18 protein-coding genes are annotated in these 20,631 nt (G+C 65.7%); 12 read left to right on the top strand and 6 right to left on the bottom strand.

What is annotated here, in order from left to right:
- From QM682_RS12985 to cysQ, 4 genes are all read right to left on the bottom strand, one after another.
- Entirely contained in the window at positions 1-891 is an 891-nt protein-coding gene (locus QM682_RS12985; protein ID WP_415130400.1) for a UTP--glucose-1-phosphate uridylyltransferase, read from the bottom strand.
- 150 nt (positions 892-1,041) lie between these two features.
- On the bottom strand, positions 1,042-2,238 hold the full coding sequence (locus tag QM682_RS12980; RefSeq protein ID WP_415130398.1) for a glycosyltransferase family 2 protein: 1,197 nt from the start codon (positions 2,236-2,238) through the stop codon (positions 1,042-1,044).
- Entirely contained in the window at positions 2,238-3,038 is an 801-nt protein-coding gene (locus tag QM682_RS12975) for a 3-deoxy-manno-octulosonate cytidylyltransferase (RefSeq protein ID WP_415130396.1), read from the bottom strand. The genes QM682_RS12980 and QM682_RS12975 overlap by 1 nt, the downstream gene beginning before the upstream one ends.
- A gap of 3 nt (positions 3,039-3,041) precedes the next feature.
- Complete coding sequence (gene cysQ / locus QM682_RS12970) at positions 3,042-3,839, bottom strand: 3'(2'),5'-bisphosphate nucleotidase CysQ (RefSeq protein ID WP_415130394.1); 798 nt, start codon at positions 3,837-3,839, stop codon at positions 3,042-3,044.
- A 130-nt stretch (positions 3,840-3,969) separates the two neighbouring features.
- On the opposite strand from cysQ, the gene QM682_RS12965 reads away from it, so the two are divergent.
- The 10 genes from QM682_RS12965 (at position 3,970) to QM682_RS12920 (ending at position 15,086) form a co-directional block, all read left to right on the top strand.
- Entirely contained in the window at positions 3,970-4,791 is an 822-nt protein-coding gene (locus QM682_RS12965) for an ABC transporter permease (RefSeq protein ID WP_415130392.1), read from the top strand.
- A 180-nt stretch (positions 4,792-4,971) separates the two neighbouring features.
- On the top strand, positions 4,972-6,891 hold the full coding sequence (gene dnaK, locus QM682_RS12960) for a molecular chaperone DnaK (RefSeq protein WP_415130390.1): 1,920 nt from the start codon (positions 4,972-4,974) through the stop codon (positions 6,889-6,891).
- Between the two features lie 81 nt (positions 6,892-6,972).
- The gene (gene dnaJ, locus QM682_RS12955) at positions 6,973-8,133 is read left to right on the top strand and encodes a molecular chaperone DnaJ (RefSeq protein WP_415130388.1); all 1,161 of its coding nucleotides are present in this window, start codon (positions 6,973-6,975) and stop codon (positions 8,131-8,133) included.
- Between the two features lie 93 nt (positions 8,134-8,226).
- Positions 8,227-9,006: a RadC family protein gene (gene radC / locus QM682_RS12950; protein WP_415130386.1), complete on the top strand. Its 780-nt coding sequence runs from the start codon at positions 8,227-8,229 to the stop codon at positions 9,004-9,006.
- A 255-nt stretch (positions 9,007-9,261) separates the two neighbouring features.
- On the top strand, positions 9,262-9,834 hold the full coding sequence (gene petA / locus QM682_RS12945) for a ubiquinol-cytochrome c reductase iron-sulfur subunit (protein ID WP_415130384.1): 573 nt from the start codon (positions 9,262-9,264) through the stop codon (positions 9,832-9,834).
- A 10-nt stretch (positions 9,835-9,844) separates the two neighbouring features.
- A complete protein-coding gene (petB, locus tag QM682_RS12940; RefSeq protein ID WP_415130382.1) occupies positions 9,845-11,167 on the top strand; it encodes a cytochrome b in 1,323 nt (440 codons plus the stop codon).
- Positions 11,168-11,178: 11 nt separating this feature from the next.
- Complete coding sequence (locus QM682_RS12935; RefSeq protein ID WP_415130380.1) at positions 11,179-12,324, top strand: cytochrome c1; 1,146 nt, start codon at positions 11,179-11,181, stop codon at positions 12,322-12,324.
- Positions 12,325-12,474: 150 nt separating this feature from the next.
- A complete protein-coding gene (locus QM682_RS12930; protein WP_415130378.1) occupies positions 12,475-13,347 on the top strand; it encodes a ribokinase in 873 nt (290 codons plus the stop codon).
- A 46-nt stretch (positions 13,348-13,393) separates the two neighbouring features.
- Positions 13,394-14,209: a S49 family peptidase gene (locus QM682_RS12925; protein ID WP_415130376.1), complete on the top strand. Its 816-nt coding sequence runs from the start codon at positions 13,394-13,396 to the stop codon at positions 14,207-14,209.
- A gap of 106 nt (positions 14,210-14,315) precedes the next feature.
- A complete protein-coding gene (locus QM682_RS12920; RefSeq protein ID WP_415130374.1) occupies positions 14,316-15,086 on the top strand; it encodes an SDR family oxidoreductase in 771 nt (256 codons plus the stop codon).
- A 300-nt stretch (positions 15,087-15,386) separates the two neighbouring features.
- Here QM682_RS12920 and QM682_RS12915 read toward each other — a convergent pair whose 3' ends face one another.
- Positions 15,387-16,487 (bottom strand): hypothetical protein, encoded by a 1,101-nt coding sequence (locus QM682_RS12915; RefSeq protein WP_415130372.1) that lies wholly within the window; start codon positions 16,485-16,487, stop codon positions 15,387-15,389.
- A 159-nt stretch (positions 16,488-16,646) separates the two neighbouring features.
- Here QM682_RS12915 and uvrC point away from each other — a divergent pair, with 159 nt between their 5' ends.
- Positions 16,647-18,494, top strand: a complete 1,848-nt coding sequence (gene uvrC / locus QM682_RS12910) for an excinuclease ABC subunit UvrC (protein WP_415130370.1) — start codon at positions 16,647-16,649, stop codon at positions 18,492-18,494.
- Positions 18,495-18,836: 342 nt separating this feature from the next.
- On the top strand, positions 18,837-20,255 hold the full coding sequence (locus QM682_RS12905) for an amino acid permease (RefSeq protein WP_415130368.1): 1,419 nt from the start codon (positions 18,837-18,839) through the stop codon (positions 20,253-20,255).
- 124 nt (positions 20,256-20,379) lie between these two features.
- On the opposite strand, the gene QM682_RS12900 is transcribed toward QM682_RS12905, so the two are convergent.
- Positions 20,380-20,631 (bottom strand): ZinT/AdcA family metal-binding protein (locus QM682_RS12900; protein WP_415130366.1); only part of this gene is annotated, 252 nt, incomplete at its 5' end.

The raw sequence follows: 20,631 nt of genomic DNA, 5'->3' as shown, positions 1-20,631 counted from the left end.
TTATTCGGCGGCCTTCCGCATCGCCATCACATCGGCCAGATAGTCGCTGAATTCGTCCTTCAGCTCATCGCGCGCCAGGCCGAAGGCCACGGTCGCTTGCAGGAAGCCCGCTTTCGAGCCGCAGTCGAATCGCTGGCCGCGGAAGCGCAGGCCGAACACATCGCGCCCCGCCTCGATCTCGTCGGCGATGGCATCGGTCAACTGGACCTCGCCGCCGGCGCCTTGCTTGAGCTTGTTCAGGTTGTCCATCACCGTCGGCGCCAGGACATAGCGGCCGATGACGGCGAGGTTCGAGGGCGGGTTCTCTTTCGGCTTCTCGACCATGCCCTTGGCACGGACGATGGCGCCCATATCCTCGGCCACGTCGAGCACGCCATAGGACTTCGTTTTCTCAAGCGGCACCTCCATGGTCGCGACCATGGTGCCCCCGGTGTCCTGATAGGCTTCGATCATCTGTTGCAGGCAGGGCGGTTCGCCCATGATCACGTCGTCGGTCAGGATAACGGCGACCGGCTCGTCGCCCAGCAGGCGGCGGGCGCACCAGACCGCATGGCCCAGCCCCAGGGCCTTGTGCTGACGGACATAGGCGATGGCGCCCGAATCCATGTTGGTGCCGCGCAGGATTTCCAGGAGATCGTTCTTGCCGGCTTTCTTCAGGCTGGCTTCCAGTTCATGCGCGTGATCGAAATAATCCTCAAGCGCGCCCTTGCCGCGCGAGGTGACAAAAATGAACTCTTCGATTCCGGCCGCGCGAGCCTCATCGATGGCGTATTGGATCAGCGGGCGATCCACCAGCGTCATAATCTCTTTCGGGACGCTCTTCGTGGCGGGCAGGAAGCGGGTTCCAAGGCCAGCAACCGGGAAGATCGCTTTAGTAACTTTGCGGCTCATAAATTCATGTCTCCTGGTGTCGGCACCATCTTGCCAGAGCGTGGCCGAACTTACTATCGGTCGTGCAACAATCGATTAACAGACGATGGGGTTCGGATGGAACCGGGAAGTCATTGAGCGCGCTTCCAAAATAGGCAGATTCTTGCCCAATCAGCGCAGCAATGCGGCAAAAAAACTCTCTTCACGCATGATCCTAGCGCGTTTCGCGCCCAATTTAAACGCAGAATCACCTGGCTGGGAAGGCCCCCAGATACCGCCGCGCTGTTCCCACCAGCCGCCCGGCGCCATCTTCAAGCGATGGGGCAGCGCGGTCGGCGTCAGCAGCAGCAGGGTCACATGCCCGCCCTGGGCCACCGCGCGGGCGGCGGCGGCGCGCAAAGGGCGCGCGCGCCAATGCCATCCGGCCAGAAACAGCGGCGCGACAGGGGCCGGCGGCAGTTCCAGATATGCCGGGGGCACGCCCGCGCACGGGGCGGGCAAGGCGTGATGCCCCGCCCCTTCGGCCAGCCCCTCGCGCAGGCTGCGCAGGATGCGCCCGACCGCCAGCGGGTCCAGCCGCCCCGCCACCATCAGCCGCAGCAGGCGGCGGCGCTGCGCCTCGACGATCCAGGACGCGTCCCCGCCATGCCGCGCCGCGAAGATCGCGGTCGAGCGGCCGATGGCCCGCAGATCATGCGGCACGCCCGTTCCCGCGCGCGAGGTGCCGGCGGCCAGCCCGTGGATCACCTGCGCCCGCGGCAGGATCGCGGTCAGCCCCTGCGGGAAAACCCGCGCCATGCGCCGGTTCACATCGCTTTCGTCCAGATGATAGCTGAATGCCGGATCGAAGCCGCCGATGGCCAGTAGCGCCGAGCGGCGAAAGGCGCAGTTCGTGCCGATGGTGCTGACCGGATCACCGCCCTCCGGCTCCAGCGCCGCCTGCTCCGGCGTGATCGGATAGCCGCGCCCCGAGGCGGATATCCGCTCGGCACGGCTTTGCCAGTTCAACCCGTCCGGCCCGCGCGTGAAGCCCGTCGCGGCGATGACGCGGGGATCGGTGAAGGCGGCGGTCATCCGCGCCACCCATTCCGTGCCCGCAATGGCGTCGTCATCGACGAACAGCACCACATCCCCAGCCGCCTGGGCCAGCCCCGCATTGCGCGCGGCCGAGATATTGGCCTGGTCAAAGGAAACACGCTTGATCGGCAGGTCGGGGCGCAGGCCGACGGCCTCGGGATCGGCGACCAGGACCAGTTCCAGTCCCCGGCTCTGCCGCGCCAGCGCCGCCAGGCAGCGGGCCAGGCATTCCGGGCGGCGGCGCGAAACGACGACCACGCTGGGCCGCAGTCCCCCGCCCGTCCCTGTCATCAGGCGATGCCCATCCGGCTCATCATCGTTTCCAGCTTGGGCACGTCCGAGGGGTTGTTCAGTTCCCAGAACTCGCGCCCCCGCGCCTCGACCTCGACGCAGAGGATGCGGCGGCCGCGTTCCAGGAAGCGAAGCTGCTCCAGCCCCTCCAGCGCCTCAAGCCGGCCCTCTTCCCAGGCCGGATATTCGGCCAGCGCCTCGGGACGATAGGCATAGACGCCGACATGGTGGAACACCGGGGTCGGATCGCCGGGGGCGAAATCGGCGGCCGCGAAGGGGATCACTTCCTTCGAGAAATAAAGCGCGTGCCGGTCATGACCGAAAACCGCCGTGGTGCCTCCGACGCGCCCCGCCACCCGATCCGCGATCAGGTCCGAGCGCATCGCCCCCGAGCAGCGCAGCACCGGCGTCGCCACATCCGCCGCCGGATCGCCGCGCAGGCCCGAGACCAGATCCTCGATGAACCAGGCGGGCGTCAGCGGCGCGTCGCCTTGCAGGTTCACGACGATCTCGGGGGAAAGGCCCAGGGCGGCCACAGCCTCGGCGCATCGCTCGGTGCCGTTGCGGGCCTCGGTCGAGGTCATCGCGACCTCGGCCCCGAATCCCGCGGCATGTTCGGCGATGCGGGAATCGTCGGTCGCCACGATCACGCGATCCACGCCCTGGACCTGACGGCCCGCCTCCCAACTCCGGCGGATCAGCGAAAGGCCCTGGCCCGTCGCGCCGCGCAGTTCCACCAGCGGCTTGCCGGGATAGCGGGTCGAGGCGTGGCGGGCGGGAATGACGATGATGACGGACATGGATCAATCCTTGGCCAGCAGGACGCCCGGCGCGAAGGCGATGAAAAAGGGATTCTCGAAGCCGGGCTTGCCGTAGGACAGCGGCGTGTGGTCGTCAAAGCGCACCACCTCGCCCCCCGCGGCGCGCAGGACCGCATCGCCCGCCGCCGTGTCCCATTCCATGGTGCGTCCCAGGCGCGGGTAAAGATCCGCCTCTCCGGTCGCGACCAGGCAGAATTTCAGCGAGGATCCCGCCGAAGTCATGTCCCGCACCCCGTAGCGCGCGATATATTCGTCGGTCGCCGCGTCCCGGTGCGATTTCGAGGCGACCACCATCAACCCGCGATTATCGGGCATGGAATTCACGCCGATGGCCGCGCCCTGGCCGGGATCCGCGCCGAACGGCGCCTTTTCCTCGACCGCGCCGCCCTGGGCGGGGGTATAGAAAAGCCGCCCCTTGGCCGGCGCATAGACCACGCCCAGGACCGGCACACCGTTTTCGACATAGGCGATGTTCACGGTGAAATCGCCGCGCCGCTGCACGAATTCCTTGGTCCCGTCCAGCGGATCGACGATCAGGAAGGTCGAGAGGCTTTGCCCATGCGTCCCGGCCTGCTCCTCGGTCACCAGCGCGATCTCGGGAAATTCCGCCCGCAGCCCGGCCGAGATGATCGCATCCGCAGCTTCGTCGGCCGCCGTCACCGGCGAGGCGTCCGATTTCACCCGCACCTCGAAATCCTCGGCGCCATAGATCCGCATGATCTCGTCGCCGGCCTTCAGGGCAAGGCTGCGCATGGTAGCGACCAATTGATCGAATTGCATGGTTTTTCCTTCTCGTCGCGGCCGGCCGGGCGTGCGGCGGCGATTGAACTAAAACGTTCCGCTCCTTATGATCGCAAGGATCGCGCAGGGCAAGCGCCCGCTCCAGCAAAGCCAGGACGGTCCGTCACAGATGTTTACCCAGCGCCGCAATCACAACATGGTCGAGGCAGGTTTCACCACCCTGGCCCTGATCTATCATGTCACCGCCAACAACCTGCGCAAGGGGCAGCGCAACGCGGTGGTGGGGCTGATCATGATCATCGCCCAGGCGATCGCCATGATCGCGGGCTTCTATTTGATGTTCGCGGTGATCGGGGTGCGAAAATCGCCGATCCGGGGCGATTTCATCGTCTATATCATGTCGGGGATCTTCATGTTCCTGGCCCATACCAGGGCCATCGGCGCGATCGCCGGGGCCGGGGGCGCCGCCAACCAGATGATGAAGCACGGGCCGATGAACACGGCGGTGATAATGGCCGCGGCGGCGCTCGCGACGCTTTACCAGGTCACGATCAGCTCGGTGGTGATCCTGGCGGCCTATCACTACCTGGTCCAGCCGGTGCATATCGAAGACCCGCTGGGCTGTTACGGCATGCTGCTGCTGGCCTGGTTCTCGGGCTGCTGCATCGGATTGATCTTTCTGGCCTTCCGGCCCTGGTGGCCGCAGGGCGCGCAGGTGCTTACGGCTTTCTACCAGCGCATCAACATGATCTTCTCGGGCAAGATGTTCGTGGCGAACACCCTGCCCGTCTACATGCTGCACGCCTTCTCGTGGAACCCGCTGTTTCACATCATCGACCAGACGCGGGGCTATGCGTTCATCAACTATTCGCCGCGCAACAGTTCGCTCAGCTATCCGATCTACTGCATCCTGGCGCTGCTGATGATCGGGCTGATGGCGGAATATGTCAGCCGCAAATCCGTGTCGATCTCGACCATGGCCGGGCGCTAGCGCGATTGCCCGAAACAGGACGAATCTGCCGCAAGCTCAGCTTGCAGGCGGTTTCGGGCCTTCCTATATAGCCCAGCAGAGTTCGGAAGGGGCCTTCCCCTCCGGTCAATCCAGGGATCGGGCACTGGGGGCCTCTCGGGGACCCAAGGCCCTCAATATCGCCGCAAGAAAGGTTATTGCATGTCTAAAGTCATCGGCATCGACCTCGGGACCACCAATAGCTGCGTCGCCATCATGGACGGCAGCCAGCCCAAGGTCATCGAGAACTCGGAAGGCACGCGCACGACGCCCTCGATCGTTGCCTTCACCGACAGCGAGCGTCTGGTGGGCCAGCCGGCCAAGCGCCAGGCCGTCACCAACCCCACCAACACCGTTTTCGCGGTCAAGCGCCTGATCGGCCGCCGCACCACCGATCCCGAGGTGGAAAAGGACAAGAAGCTGGTCCCCTATTCCATCGTGGACGGCGGCAACGGCGATGCCTGGGTCGAAGTCCGGGACGAGAAGTATTCGCCCAGCCAGGTGTCCGCCGTCATCCTGCAAAAGATGAAGGAAACCGCCGAATCCTACCTGGGCGAATCCGTCACCCAGGCCGTGATCACGGTCCCCGCCTATTTCAACGACGCCCAGCGTCAGGCCACCAAGGACGCGGGCAAGATCGCGGGCCTGGAAGTGCTGCGCATCATCAACGAGCCGACCGCCGCCGCGCTGGCCTATGGCCTCGACAAGAAGGAATCGAAGACCATCGCCGTCTATGACCTTGGCGGCGGCACCTTCGACATCACCATCCTGGAGATCGACGACGGGCTGTTCGAGGTGAAGTCCACCAACGGCGACACGTTCCTGGGCGGCGAAGATTTCGACATGCGCATCGTGAACTACCTCGCCGAGGAGTTCAAGAAAGAGCATGGCGTCGACCTGACCAAGGACAAGATGGCCCTTCAGCGCCTGAAAGAGGCGGCGGAAAAGGCCAAGATCGAACTGTCGTCCTCGTCCCAGACCGAGATCAACCAGCCGTTCATCTCGATGGACAAGAACACCGGCACGCCGCTGCACATGGTCATGAAACTGACCCGCGCCAAGCTGGAAAGCCTGGTTGGCGACCTGATCAAGCGCACGATGAAACCCGTGCAGGACGCGCTGAAGGATGCCGGCCTGTCGAAAGGCGACATCGACGAGATCGTCCTGGTCGGCGGCATGACCCGCATGCCCAAGGTGGTCGAGGCGGTCAGCGAGTTCTTCGGCAAGGAGCCCCACAAGGGCGTGAACCCCGATGAGGTCGTGGCCCTGGGCGCCGCCATCCAGGCCGGCGTGCTGCAAGGCGACGTGAAGGACGTGGTTCTGCTGGACGTGACGCCCCTGTCCCTGGGGATCGAGACCCTGGGCGGCGTCTTCACCCGCCTGATCGACCGCAACACCACGATCCCGACCAAGAAGTCGCAGATCTTCTCGACCGCCGAGGACAACCAGAACGCCGTGACGATCCGGGTGTTCCAGGGCGAACGCGAGATGGCCGCCGACAACAAGCTGCTGGGCCAGTTCAACCTGGAAGACATCCCGCCCGCGCCGCGCGGCATGCCGCAGATCGAGGTCACCTTCGACATCGACGCGAACGGCATCGTCTCGGTCTCGGCCAAGGACAAGGGCACCGGCAAGCAGCAGAACATCACCATCCAAGCCTCGGGCGGTCTGTCCGACGAGGATATCGACAAGATGGTGAAGGATGCCGAGGCCAATGCCGAGGCGGACAAGAAGCGCAAGGAGCTGGTCGAGGCCAAGAACCAGGCCGAAAGCCTGATCCACTCGACCAGGAAATCGCTGGACGAGCATGGCGACAAGGTCGACGGCTCGACCGTCGAGGTGATCGAACTGGCCGTCGGCGCGCTGGAGGATGCGCTCAAGACCGAGGACGCCGGCAAGATCAAGGGCGGCATCCAGAACCTCATGGATGCGTCCATGAAGCTGGGCGAGGCGATCTACAAGGCCGGGCAATCCGAAGGCGATGCCGCTGACGGCGACGCGCCGCGCGGTGGCCGCGACGACAATGACGACGGGATCGTCGATGCCGACTTCGAGGATCTTGGCGAAGAAAAGCGCAAGTAAGCGACAGTGACCCAACCGGCCGGCCCGTGGCATTTGCCTCGCGGGCCGGCTTTATCATGAAGGACCCCGGACGCGATCGACATGGCGAAACGTGATTATTACGAAGTGCTGGGCGTGGCTCGGGGTGCCTCGGGCGATGAGATCAAGAAAGCTTATCGCAGCAAGGCGAAAGAGCTGCATCCCGACCGCAACAAGGATTGCAAGGTCTCGGAATCCGCGTTCAAGGAAGTGAACGAGGCTTACGATTGCCTTAAGGACGAACAGAAGAAGGCGGCCTATGACCGCTTCGGTCATGCCGCCTTCGAAGGCGGTGGCGGCGGCTTCGGGCGCGGCGGCCAGGCGCATGGAGATTTCGGCTCGGCCTTCGCCGATGTGTTCGAGGATCTGTTCGGCGACATGATGGGCCGGCGTCCGGGCGGCGGCGGCAACCGCTCGCGCGCGACGCGGGGCCAGGATCTGCGCTATAATCTGCGCGTCACCCTGGAAGAGGCGTTCACCGGCGTCCAGAAGGGGATCACCGTGCCCGGCTCGGTCGCCTGCGGCGCGTGCAGCGGCACCGGCGCCGAGGGCGCGGTCGAGCCCGCCACCTGCCCGACCTGCGCCGGCATGGGCAAGGTCCGTGCCAGCCAGGGCTTCTTTACCGTCGAACGCACCTGCCCGACCTGCAACGGCCAGGGCCAGATCGTCAAGAACCCCTGCAAGGAATGCCACGGCGCCGGCCGGATCGAGAAAGAGCGCACGCTTTCCGTGAACATCCCGGCCGGGGTCGAGACCGGCACCCGCATCCGCCTTGCCGGCGAGGGCGAGGCCGGGATGCGCGGCGGACCAGCGGGCGATCTTTACATCTTCATCGAGGTCAGAGAGCATGCGATCTTTGTCCGCGACGGCCGCACCCTGGCCTGCCAGGTGCCGGTCAGCATGGTCTCGGCGGCCCTGGGCGGCGAAATCGAGGTGCCGACCATCGACGGCGGGCGCTCGCGGGTCAAGATCCCGCCCGGCACGCAGTCGGGCAAGCAGTTGCGCCTGCGCGGCAAGGGCATGCCGCCGCTGCGCCACGGTCCCGGCATGAACGGCGAATCGGGCGACATGCTGATCGAGCTGACCGTCGAAACCCCGGTGAACCTGACCGCGCGGCAAAAGGAACTGCTGCGGGAATTCGAGACGATCAAGGCCGACAACAGCCCCCAGGCCCAGGGCTTTTTTCAGAAAATCAAGGGTTTCTGGGACGAGATGAAAGGCTGATTCGGCTTCGACCGCCTTTTGGGTATTTGGGAAACAAAGAAGGCCGGGGGCGCGTTAACCCGGCCTTTACCTATGGCGTGGCAGTCTTGCGCGATGAAGAAGAATCGCGCCTTTCACGAAGCCCCGATGCCGCTGTTCACGCCTCAGGGCGGGGCGGCAAGCGCCCCCGATGAGGCCGCGCCCACACCGGGCGAGCGATTGCCCAGCTATCTTTCGGACCACCGCGCGCGGCTGCGCGAACGCTTCATGCAGGGTGGCGCCTCGGCCATGCCCGATTACGAATTGCTGGAACTGGTCCTGTTCCGCGCCATCCCGCGCCAGGACGTGAAGCCGCTGGCCCGGCGGCTGATCGACCGTTTCGGCGATTTCAACCGCGCGCTCTCCGCGCCGCTGCCCCGCCTGGGCGAGGTCGAGGGGGTCGGCCCCGCCGTCGTGCAGGAACTGAAGATCATCGAGGCGGCGGCGCAGCGGCTGGCGCGCTCGCGCGTGATGCACCGCCCGGTGCTGACAAGCTGGGACGCACTGCTGGACTATTGCCATATCGCCATGGCCCATGGCGAGATCGAGCAGTTCCGCGTCCTTTATCTGGACCGCAAGAACGTGTTGATCGCGGATGAGGAGCAGGCCCGCGGCACCGTCGATCACGTCCCGGTCTATCCGCGCGAGATCATGCGGCGGGCACTGGAACTGACCGCGAGCGCGCTGATCCTGGTCCACAACCATCCCTCGGGCGACCCCACCCCCTCGCAGGCCGACATCGCCATGACGAACCGCGTCCAGGCCGCCGCCGAGGTCATGGGGATCACGCTGCACGACCACCTGATCATCGGAAAGTCGCGGGAACTAAGCTTCCGTGCCGAAGGGCTGTTGTGACCCGGCCCCGATCCCCTGCCGGCCAGCAAGCCTGCGCCGGCATTGGATTCTTCGCTTTGGCCCCGACCGGCGGCGCCGCGCGCAGCCAAAATCCCACACCTTGGCGCTTTTGCTGCGCCTCTCGCCTTGGCGCAAACTAGACTGACAGGAAATTGATCGCTAGAACGGCTGCAAGGGGGGGGAAGTGCGAGGAGGCACGGCCCGCTCTGTCGTATCGCCCGGGCGATCCCCGGGTGCATAAATGGAGATGAACCCGTGTCCCACGCAGACGACCACGCAGGAGACAGCGGCGCCACCCGGAGGGATTTCCTCTATTTCGCGACGGCCGGCGCCGGCACGATCGCGGCGGGCGCCGCCGGCTGGACCTTGATCAATCAGATGAACCCCTCGGCTGATGTGCAGGCTTTGTCCTCGATCCAGGTCGATGTCAGCGGCGTCGAGACCGGCACGCAACTGACCGTCAAATGGCTGGGCAAGCCCGTGTTCATCCGCCGCCGGACCGAGACCGAGATCCAGGCCGGCCGCGAGGTCCAGCTGAACGAGCTGATCGACTCCAGCGCCGAAAACGCCAACAAGCCCGACGAATCCGCGCTGGACCAGAACCGCACCTTGGACGAGGCCGGCGAATGGCTGGTGATGCTGGGGGTCTGCACGCATCTGGGCTGCGTTCCGATCGGCGACGGCGCGGGCGATTTCGGCGGCTGGTTCTGCCCCTGCCACGGCTCGCATTACGATACGGCCGGCCGCATCCGCAAAGGCCCGGCGCCGCAGAACCTGCACATCCCCGTCGCCGCCTTCGTCAACGACACCACCATCCAGCTGGGCTGAGGAGCGCAAGATGGCCGGAATTCCCCACGACCATTACGAACCCAAACCGGGCCTGCAAAGCTGGCTGCACCGTCGCCTGCCCGTGGTAAGCCTGCTTTACGACACGCTTTTCATCCCCACGCCCAAGAACCTGAACTGGATGTGGATCTGGGGGATCGTGCTGACCTTCTGCCTGGCCCTTCAGATCGCCACGGGCGTCGTGCTGGTCATGCATTACACCCCGCATGTGGACCTGGCCTTCGCCTCGGTCGAGCATATCATGCGCGACGTGAACGGCGGCCATATGCTGCGCTACCTGCATGCCAACGGCGCCTCGCTGTTCTTCTTCGCCGTCTATATCCACATCTTCCGCGGCCTTTATTACGGCAGCTACAAGGCCCCCCGAGAAGTGACCTGGATCGTCGGCATGCTGATCTATCTTCTGATGATGGGCACCGCCTTCATGGGCTATGTTCTGCCCTGGGGCCAGATGTCCTTCTGGGGCGCGACGGTGATCACCGGGCTGTTCGGGGCCATCCCCGGCATCGGCTCGTCGATCCAGACCTGGCTTCTGGGCGGGCCGGCGGTCGACAATGCCACGCTGAACCGTTTCTTTTCGCTGCATTATCTTCTGCCCTTCGTGATCGCCGGGCTGGTGATCGTCCATATCTGGGCCTTCCACACCACCGGCAACAACAACCCGACCGGAATCGAGGTGCGCCGGGCCAGCAAGGCCGAGGCACAGAAGGACACGCTGCCCTTCTGGCCCTATTTCGTGATCAAGGATCTGGTCGGCCTTTCCGTCGTGCTGGTCGTGTTCTTCGCCGTCGTGGGCTTCATGCCGAACTATCTGGGCCACCCCGACAACTATATCGAGGCGAACCCGCTAGCCACGCCCGCCCATATCGTGCCGGAATGGTATTTCCTGCCCTTCTACGCGATCCTGCGCGCCTTCACCTCGGATGTCTGGCTGGTGATGCTGGTCAACTGGCTGTCCTTCGGCATCATCGACGCCAAATTCTTCGGCGTGATCGCCATGTTCGGCGCGATCATCGTGATGGCCCTGGTGCCCTGGCTGGATACCTCGCGCATCCGTTCGGGGCGGTTCCGGCCGCTTTTCAAATGGTGGTTCGCGTTGCTGGTCGTCGATTTCGTCGTGCTGATGTGGGTCGGCGCAATGCCGGCCGAGGGGATCTATCCCTATATCGCGCTGTTCGGGGCCGCCTATTGGTTCGCCTATTTCCTGGTGATCCTGCCGATTCTGGGCGTGATCGAGAAGCCGATGGCGATGCCCTCGACCATCGAGGAAGATTTCGCCGCGCATTACGGCGACAAAACCCATCCTGCCGAGTAAGGAGAGGCAACATGACCCTGAGGAAAAAGACGCTCACGGCGGTTGCAGCCCTGACCGTCGCCCTTGCCGGGGCGGCGCTGGCACAGGACAGCGCCGCCCCGCCCGTCGCCGACCAGGCCACCGCCCCGGTCGCGGCAGAGACGCCCGCACCTGCGGAGGCTCCTGCCGCCACGGCGGAACCCCCGGCCCCAGCCGAGATGCCTGCCCCGGCCGAAGCTCCGGCACCTGCCGCAGCCCCGGAACCCGCGGAACCGGAACCTGCCGCACCGGAACCCGCCGCCCAGCCGGCGCCAGAGCCGCAGCCTGAACCGGCACCGGCACCGGCACCCGCCGAAGCCCCGGCCGCGCCCGAACCGGCAGCCGATCACGCCGCCGATCACGCTGCCGCCCCCGCCGATGAGCACGGCGGCGAGGCCGCGCCGGCGGCCCATGCGGCGGCGCATATCGAGGACGTGTCCTTCAGCTTCGAAGGCCCCTTCGGCAGCTATGACCAGTTCCAGCTTCAGCGCGGCTTGCAGGTCTATACCGAGGTCTGCTCGGCCTGCCACGGCCTGCGCTACGTTCCCCTGCGCACCCTGGCCGATGACGGCGGCCCCGCCCTGCCCGAGGATCAGGTCCGCGCCTATGCCGCCAATCTGACCATCGAGGACGCCGAGACCGGCGAGGAACGTCCCCGCGTTCCGACCGACCACTTCCCCACCGTGGACGCTGAGGGCATGGGGCCGGACCTTTCGCTGATGGCCAAGGCGCGGGCGGGCTTCCACGGTCCGCAGGGCCTGGGCCTGAACCAGCTTTTCCGGGGCATCGGCGGGCCGGAATACCTGCACGCCCTGCTGACCGGCTTCAACGGCGAGACCAAGGAAGAGGCGGGCAGCACCTTCTATCACAACGCGGCCTTCTCGACCGGCTGGATCAAGATGCCGCCCCCCCTGAGCGAGGGGCAGGTCACCTATGAGGACGGGACCGAGGCGACGGTGGATCAGATGGCACGTGATGTCTCGGCCTTCCTGATGTGGACAGCCGAGCCGAAGATGATGGCGCGCAAGCAGGTCGGGCTGGTCTCGGTCCTGTTTCTGGTCCTGCTGGCCTCGCTGCTTTACATGACGAACAAGAAGCTGTGGTGGCCGGTCAAGCACGGCAATTCCAAGCCGGAATAGCTCCGTCCCGGCGACCGCCGCCCTGGAAAAGACAAGGCCAGCGCGCCCCTTGGGGCGCGTTGGGCATTTCCGGCGCTGGACAAACCGCGCGGCAAAAGGTTCGATGCCCAGCCGGCAGGCATCAGGCCGGCGCAAGTTTCTGGGGGCAGCATGACCATTTTCAACCTCGGCTCGATCAATATCGACCATATCTATCGGCTGGCCGCCCTGCCCCAGGCGGGCGAGACCATCTCGTCGCTGGGCTATTCGCTGGGGCTGGGCGGCAAGGGCGCGAACCAATCCGTCGCCGCCGCCCGCGCCGGGGCCAAGGTCGTCCATCTGGGCGCCATGGGCACGGGCGACGGTTGGGTGACCCAGCGGCTGGCCTCGGCCGGCGTCACCACCGGCCATATCGCCCGCCTGCCCGATCAGGCGACCGGCCATGCCATCATCCTGGTCGATGCCAGCGCCGAGAATTCGATCGTGCTGCATGGCGGCGCGAACCAGGCCCTGCCGCGAAGCATCCTGGCCGACGACCTGGCCGGGATCGGTCCCGGCGACATCCTGCTGATGCAGAACGAGACCAACCTTCAGCCCGAGACGGCCCAGGTCGCGCGGGCCGGGGGCGCGACGGTGATCTATTCGGCCGCCCCCTTCGAAATCGAGGCCCTGCGCGCCGTGCTGCCCCATGTCTCGATCCTGGCGGTGAACGAGGGCGAGGCGCGCCAGACCTTCGCCGCCTTCGGCGAGGATCTGCCGGTGCAAGGGATCCTGATCACCAAGGGGGGCGAGGGCGCGGAATATCGCGACCTGGCCGGGGGCCGGACCTTCGCGCAGCCCGCCTTCCAGGTCCAGCCGGTCGATACGACCGGCGCGGGCGACTGCTTCGCGGGCTGGTTCGCCGCCGGCCTGTCGCGCGGCGAGGATGTGCCGACCGCGCTGCGCCATGCGGCGGCGGCGGCGGCGGTGCAGGTCACGCGCCGGGGCGCGGGCGATGCCATGCCCGACCGGGACGAGGTAATCGCCTTCCTTGCGGACAAATAACCCCCGGCGCTTGCCGAAAGGCCCCGCCGCACCTATCTGGCACAGCATGAAAATCCCATTCCTGAACCGCATCGTGAACCGCCCGCCCCAGATCGCCGTGATCCGCCTGCAAGGCGCGATCGGCATGGCCATGCGAGGCGGCGGCGCCAGCCTCTCGGATGCCGGCCTTGCGCCGGTGCTGGAGCGCGCCTTCAAGCGCAGGAAGCCGGTCGCGGTCGCGCTGGCGGTGAACTCGCCCGGCGGCTCTCCGGTGCAATCCAGCCTGATCGGCGCCCGCATCCGCCGCCTGTCCCAGGAAAACAACGTTCCCGTCCACGCCTTCGTCGAGGATGTGGCGGCCTCGGGCGGCTATTGGCTGGCTTCGGCGGCGGACCGGATCTGGGCCGATGAAAGCTCGGTCCTTGGCTCGATCGGGGTGATCTCGGCGGGTTTCGGCTTTCAGGAACTGATCCAGCGTTGGGGGATCGAGCGGCGGGTCCGCACCGCCGGGCCGTCGAAATCCATGCTGGACCCGTTCCGCCCCGAAAAGCCCGAGGATGTCGAGCGGCTGAACCGCCTGCTGGTCTCTATCCACGAGGCGTTCACGCAGCATGTCCGCAGCCGTCGCGGCGACCGCCTGGCCACCGACCGCGACCTTTTCACCGGCGAGATCTGGACCGGCCGCCAGGCGGTCGCCCTGGGTCTGGCCGACGGCATCGCCCATCTGGTGCCCAAGATGCGCGAGCTTTACGGCGAGAAGGCGAATTTCCTGACCTATGGCCAGCGCGTGCCGCTGATGAAACGCTTCGGCCTGTCGGCGGATCATGTCGTGGACAGCCTTCAGGAGCGCGCCGCCTTCGCCCGCTTCGGGGCCGGCGGCTGATGGTCAAGACCGTCCTTCTGTGCCTGCTGATCCTGATCGCGCTGGCCCTGGCCGCCGGGCCGGGGGTGCGGCGGCTGATCGCGAAGCTTTTGGGAATTCGCTGGAAATGACGGCGCTGGTCACGGGGGCCGCGAAGCGCCTGGGGCGGGCTATGGCGCTGGAACTGGCGCGACAGGGCCATGACGTGGCGATCCATTGCCACCGCTCGGCCGATGCGGCGCAGGACCTGGCCCGGCAGATCCAGGCCCTTGGCCCCCGCGCCCAGGTCTTTCAGGCCGATCTGCTGGATCTGGACCAGGCCGAGGCGCTGCTGCCCCGCGTGGCCGCCGCCATGGGGCCGGTGCTGGTCCTGGTCAACAACGCCTCGGTGTTCGAACCCGATTGCATCGCCAGCGCCAACCGGGAAAGCTGGGACCGGCACATGAACTCGAACCTGCGGGCGCCGTTCCTGCTGACCCAGGCCCTGGCGGCGCAGATGCCCCCCGCCGAGTGTGGCCGCCCCGAGCCGCGGGCGCGCGGACTGGTCGTCAACATGATCGACCAGCGCGTGCTGCGGCCCCGGCCCGATTTCATGACCTATACGCTGGCCAAGTCGGGCCTGTGGTGGCTGACCCGGACCTGCGCCCAGGCGCTGGCGCCCGATATCCGCGTCAACGCCATCGGCCCCGGCCCCACCCTGCAAGGCAGCCGGCAGACGCCCGAGGCGTTCCAGGCCCAGCGCGCCGCCACCCTGCTTCAGCGCGGCGCGGACGAAGCGGCGATCTGCGCCGCCCTGCGCTATCTGCTGGAGGCCGATTCCGTCACCGGACAGATGATCTGCGTCGATGGTGGCCAGCATCTGGCCTGGCGCACACCCGACACGGTTGGGATCGAGTAGATCCCGGCAACCCTTGGGCGGCGGCGACTTGTCCACCTCAGGAACATTCGTCGCAATTTCTTTACGATTCTTCCAAAAGATTCAGCGCATTGTTGCCATGATAAAAAATATCGTTGAAAATCAATGTCATGATAAATTGCACAAAAAACATGCAAGTTAACAGAACCCCAATAAACGCTAGCCGCAGCACCACTGCTCCCAAGGGGATTCACAGAGTTATCCCCAGATTCCGTGGACAGGTTCGGCCTTGCATTTCCTGGGATGCGGCCGAACAAGGCCGGGAATCAGCGCGGCCGCCCTTCACTCGCGATAGGTGCAATTGATCTTGCCGTTACCCCAGGCGCAATGTTCATAGCTGCGGATCAGCGACCAGCTTCCACCGACATGCTCGAACCCGCCATAGGACCAGGCGCCAAGGCTCAGGCCCAGATTGGCCAGGTCCGCCACCTGGCCCATGGTGCCCTGGCCGCGCATCTGGGCGTCGACGCGATAGCGGCAATAGGCGGTGGCATCGTCGGCACGCACGCATTCGCCCAGATCGACGCCATGGATCGTCACGCCCATGTTCTGCGAACTCGCCATGCCGAACCCCGACATCATGCAGGCCAGCGCCGAGACCGGATTGTCATTGCGCAGGTTGTTGCACTGATCGGCCATGCCGTCATAGACGCGCATCTGCTGCGCGATCCGGGCCTCCAGCGCGGCCTTGATCTCAGCCGCATCCGGCGTCCAGGCCGAGGCGGTCGCGGCGCGCGGTGCGGGCGCGGCGGCACCCCCGGCGCAAAGGTCCAGCAGCGGCCTGACATCCTGCTGGAAGGTCGAAAGATCGCCGCCGCCGTCCAGGCGCTCATAGCGGCCATCGGCCATCAATTGCACCTGAAGATTGCTCGTCGCGCGCAGATCACGCAGGAAGGGGGAATCGGCGGGGATGCGGCCATGCACGCGGATCAGCACATAGGGCGCATCCAGGGTTTCGATCAGCGTGACCGGCATCACGAATTCGTCTTGCCCATAGGGCTTGATCGACAGGGCCAGCCGCGCCGTCCGGGGCGGAACCGCGCCCCCGCCGAGACCGGACAGCACTTGCGTGATGTCCACCGTCCGGTCGGGGCCGCAACTGAAGGTCACGTCCGGCTGCCGGCCGTCCTTGTCGTAGGTGCTGGGCCGATAGGCCAGGACCGGCACGCCGTCACGGGTCACGGCGATCACCCTGCCGCGATTGCCGCTTTGGCGGGGATCGGGGGCGCTGGCCTGGAACTCGGAATCGCCGGCCGAATGGGCCATGGCGATGGCCTGCTCGATCCGCGCGAAGTCGAAGGGGCCATCGTTCAGCGCATGCTCCTGCGCCGAGGCCGCCCCCGCCATCAGCGCCAAAGTGGAAAGAAACGTAAGCAACCGCATCGCAAACCTCGACATCTTGAAGAACCGCAATGAAAATGGGATGCCTGCAAGACTAGGTGCGGGACCGGGATTCGGTCAAAGCCTTTCGCCCTGCCGGACCCTCGCTTTTTGGACAGTCCGGCCCTTGCAGCCGGCAGCCGGAACGCCTTTCTTTGGGCCATGACACAAAAGACCGGCCATTCCCTGATCCAGGACTATGTAAGGACGCTCGACGGCTCGCCGGGGGTCTATCGCATGCTGGACCAGCAGGGCGCGGTGCTTTACGTCGGCAAGGCGCGCAACCTGCGGGCCAGGGTTTCGAACTATGCGCGGGGCACGGGGCATTCGGGACGCATCGCGCGCATGATCCGCGAAACCGCCTCGATGATGTTCCTGACCACCCGGACCGAGACCGAGGCGCTGCTGCTGGAGCAGAACCTGATCAAGCAGTTGAAGCCGCGCTACAACGTGCTGCTGCGCGACGATAAAAGCTTTCCGAACATCCTGGTCGCCAAGTCCCATCCCTTTGCCCAGATCAAGAAGCATCGCGGCGCGAAATCGGAAAAGGGCGACTATTACGGTCCCTTCGCCAGCGCGGGCGCGGTGAACCGGACGCTGAACCAGCTTCAGCGCGTGTTCCTGCTGCGAAGCTGCACCGACGCGACCTTCTCGGGCCGCACGCGGCCCTGCCTGCTTTACCAGATCAAGCGTTGCTCGGCCCCCTGCACCGGCCGGATCGAGCGGGCGGATTACGATGTCCTTGTCGCCGATGCCGAACTGTTCCTGCGCGGCAAGTCCACCGCCATCCAGACCCAGCTTGCCCGCGAGATGGCCGAGGCCGCCGAGGCGATGGAATACGAACGCGCCGCCGCCCTGCGCGACCGGATCAAGGCGCTGACCGCCGTGCAATCGGTCCAGGCCATCAACCCGCGCGGCGTCCCCGAGGCGGATGTGATCGCCCTGCACATGGAGGGCGGCCAGGCCTGCGTTCAGGTCTTTTTCATCCGTGGCAACCAAAGCTGGGGCAACCGGGATTTCTATCCCAGGCTGAACGGCGTCGAATCCGCCGATGAGGTGATGCAGGCGTTCCTGGCCCAGTTCTATGACGGCAAGGTGCCGCCGCGCCTGATCCTGCTTTCGCACGGGATCGAGGATCCCGACCTGATGACCGAGGCGCTGTCGGACAAGGCGGGGCGCAAGGTCGCGCTTGGCGTGCCCCGGCGCGGCGAAAAGGCCCAGCTTGTCGAGAACGCGCTGCGCAATGCCCGCGAAAGCCTGGCGCGCCGCATGTCGGAAAGCGCGGCGCAGGCCCGGCTGCTGGAAGGTCTGGCCGAAGCCTTCGATCTGTCTGATCCGCCCAAGCGCATCGAGATCTATGACAACAGCCATATCCAGGGCACGAACGCCGTCGGCGGCATGGTCGTCGCCGGCCCCGAGGGCTGGATCAAAAGCCAGTATCGCAAGTTCAACATCAAGGGCACCGAGATCACGCCGGGCGACGATTTCGGCATGATGAAGGAGGTCCTGACCCGCCGCTTCGCGCGCCTGCTGAAGGAAGACCCGGACCGCCAGTCGGACGCCTGGCCCGACCTTCTGCTGATCGACGGCGGCGCCGGCCAGGTTAGCGCGGTGCATCAGATCATGGCCGAGATAGGGGTCGATGACATCCCCATGCTCGGCGTCGCCAAGGGCGAGGACCGCGACCACGGCAAAGAGGAATTCCACCGCCCCGGCGCCCGCCCCTTTGCCCTGCGCATGAACGACCCGGTGCTGTATTTCATCCAGCGCCTGCGCGACGAGGCGCATCGCTGGGCCATCGGCACCCACCGCGCCAAACGCGCGAAATCGGTGATGGCGAACCCCCTGGACGAGATCGCGGGCGTCGGCGCCTCGCGCAAGCGCGCGTTGCTGACGCATTTCGGCAGCGCCAAGGCGGTCAGCCGCGCGGGCCTTGCCGATCTGGTCGCGGTCGAGGGGATCAGCGAAGCGCTGGCCCAGAAGATCGTGGATCATTTCCAGAAAGGGTGAATGCCCGGCTTCGGAACGTCCGCGAAAAGGTCAGCAAGCCTTTGGCAACGCCCAGGGTTCTTCACGACGAAACGCCGCCTCCCCCAAACGATCACAGCCCCAGGCAAGATAGCGCATGCGACAAAGGCTCGTGACGACGAAATGCCCTGGCTCTCTGGACGCTGCCGATCTGCCGCGGGTTTCAGGCGCTGCGCGACATGATCAACAGAAATATCAGCCGAAATACCGTAGCATAGGCAGCTTTCAGCCAGATCCCGTTTCACGCGCCTAAGCTGGTAACATTCTCTTGACAGTTGTTCACGGCCTCGTGCTCAATCCCCGATATGAACGTGGGAGATTATCGTGTTTCGGAAAAAACCATTCCACAGCCTGATGTCACATGACAGCGAACATAAGCTGGTCCGGTCGCTGACCTGGGTGCATCTGGTGGCTTTGGGGATCGGCGCCATCGTCGGCACCGGCATTTTTACCCTGATCGGCGTCGGCGCCGAGCGGGCCGGGCCCGCCGTGCTGCTGTCCTTTGCGCTGGCCGGCGTCGTCTGCGCCTGCGCGGCGCTTGCCTATGCCGAGATGGCGGCCATGGTCCCCGCCTCGGGCGGCGCCTATACCTATTCCTATGTCGCCCTGGGCGAGCCGATCGCCTGGCTGGTGGGGTGGTGCCTGATCCTGGAATATTCGCTGGTGGTCAGCACCGTCGCCGTGGGCTGGTCGGGCTATGTCGTGGGCTTCCTGCACGGATTCGGGATCGAACTGCCGCTGGCCCTGACCGCCGGCCCCCATGCGGGCGGGGTGCTGAACGTGCCCGCGATCCTGATCACCATCGCGGTGGCCGCGCTGCTGATCCGGGGCACGCATGAAAGCGCCAAGCTGAACACCATCCTTGTCTGCATCAAGATCACCGCCCTGCTGATCTTCGTTGCCGTCGCCCTGCCGCATTTCAACCCCGAGAACATGAAGCCCTTCATGCCGCATGGCTTCGTCAAATCCCTGGGCGCGAACGGCATCGAAAGCGGCGTCATGGCGGCGGCGGCAATCGTCTTCTTCGCCTTCTACGGCTTCGACGCCATCGCGACCGCCGCCGAAGAGGCCAAGAACCCCGACCGCGACCTTGCCATCGGCATCATCGGCTCGATGGTGGGCTGCACCATCATCTATATCCTGGTGGCGCTGGCCGCACTGGGTGCCGTCAGCTACACCGTCTTCGCCAACAGCGCCGAGCCTTTGGCCCTGATCCTGCGCGAACTCAACCAGAGCGCGCTGTCGACCGTCATCGCGGCGGCGGCGGTGGTGGCGCTGCCGACCGTGCTGCTGGCCTTCCTTTACGGGCAAAGCCGGATCTTCTTCGTGATGGCGCGCGACGGACTGCTGCCGAACCGGCTGGCCAAGATCAACCCCAAGACGGGCACGCCGGTCACCATCACCGTCGCCACGACGATCCTGGTGGCCTCGCTTGCCGGGGTGGCACGGCTTGACGAAATCGCGGCCATGGCCAATGCCGGCACGCTGGTGGCCTTCATGGCGGTCGGGGGCAGCATGCTGGTGATGCGCAAAACCGACCCGGACCGCAAACGCACCTTCCGCGCCCCGGCGGCCTGGCTGGTGGGAACGGTCGCGATCTCGGGCTGTCTTTACCTGTTCCTCAGCCTGCCGACGAAGACACTGATGTGGTTCGTGGTCTGGAACGCCATCGGAACCATGGTCTATGCCCTCTACAGCCGCCGCAGCAGCGCGCTGAACCACACCACCGCCAGCGGAGCCTGAAGGCCCGCGCCTCCTGGCGGATGACGACTGCCCCGGCCCTCTCATACGGGGGGCCGGGGCAACTCGTTTGCACAAAGCGGACAGGCTCGCAAGAAACAGGGGGGCGCGGCCGCCCCCGGCCGGATCAATGCGCCTGCATCTCGGAGACGACTTCCTCGGTGCTCAGCGCGCTGGGGTAATAAGTCGGCCAGTTCGTGACCTCTTGCAGCAGCGCCGCGCGGTCATCGCCCCAATAGATGTGGAAATGGTCGGATTTCACCGGCGCGATGTTATGGTCGCTGAACTGGATGAAACCGGGCGCGGCGGCATCGCCGCCGGTCTTGCGAAAGATGAAGCGGACGCCGCGATTGCCCTTTTCGTAGGTCAGGATCTCGTG

Origin of the sequence: Paracoccus sp. (in: a-proteobacteria), from assembly GCF_047605025.1 — a bacterium.
Taxonomy (GTDB): Bacteria; Pseudomonadota; Alphaproteobacteria; order Rhodobacterales; family Rhodobacteraceae; genus Paracoccus.
This window is presented reverse-complemented; position numbering and strand designations above follow the sequence as displayed.

Coding starts and splice junctions, on each gene's coding strand:
- dnaJ (WP_415130388.1), top strand. CDS start 6,973: ATGGCGAAACGTGATTATTACGAAGTGCTGGGCGTGGCTCGGGGTGCC.
- QM682_RS12925 (WP_415130376.1), top strand. CDS start 13,394: ATGAAAATCCCATTCCTGAACCGCATCGTGAACCGCCCGCCCCAGATC.
- QM682_RS12920 (WP_415130374.1), top strand. CDS start 14,316: ATGACGGCGCTGGTCACGGGGGCCGCGAAGCGCCTGGGGCGGGCTATG.
- QM682_RS12975 (WP_415130396.1), bottom strand. CDS start 3,038: ATGTCCGTCATCATCGTCATTCCCGCCCGCCACGCCTCGACCCGCTAT.
- QM682_RS12985 (WP_415130400.1), bottom strand. CDS start 891: ATGAGCCGCAAAGTTACTAAAGCGATCTTCCCGGTTGCTGGCCTTGGA.
- uvrC (WP_415130370.1), top strand. CDS start 16,647: ATGACACAAAAGACCGGCCATTCCCTGATCCAGGACTATGTAAGGACG.
- QM682_RS12930 (WP_415130378.1), top strand. CDS start 12,475: ATGACCATTTTCAACCTCGGCTCGATCAATATCGACCATATCTATCGG.
- petB (WP_415130382.1), top strand. CDS start 9,845: ATGGCCGGAATTCCCCACGACCATTACGAACCCAAACCGGGCCTGCAA.
- radC (WP_415130386.1), top strand. CDS start 8,227: ATGAAGAAGAATCGCGCCTTTCACGAAGCCCCGATGCCGCTGTTCACG.
- QM682_RS12965 (WP_415130392.1), top strand. CDS start 3,970: ATGTTTACCCAGCGCCGCAATCACAACATGGTCGAGGCAGGTTTCACC.
- QM682_RS12915 (WP_415130372.1), bottom strand. CDS start 16,487: ATGCGGTTGCTTACGTTTCTTTCCACTTTGGCGCTGATGGCGGGGGCG.
- dnaK (WP_415130390.1), top strand. CDS start 4,972: ATGTCTAAAGTCATCGGCATCGACCTCGGGACCACCAATAGCTGCGTC.
- QM682_RS12980 (WP_415130398.1), bottom strand. CDS start 2,238: ATGACAGGGACGGGCGGGGGACTGCGGCCCAGCGTGGTCGTCGTTTCG.
- QM682_RS12935 (WP_415130380.1), top strand. CDS start 11,179: ATGACCCTGAGGAAAAAGACGCTCACGGCGGTTGCAGCCCTGACCGTC.
- cysQ (WP_415130394.1), bottom strand. CDS start 3,839: ATGCAATTCGATCAATTGGTCGCTACCATGCGCAGCCTTGCCCTGAAG.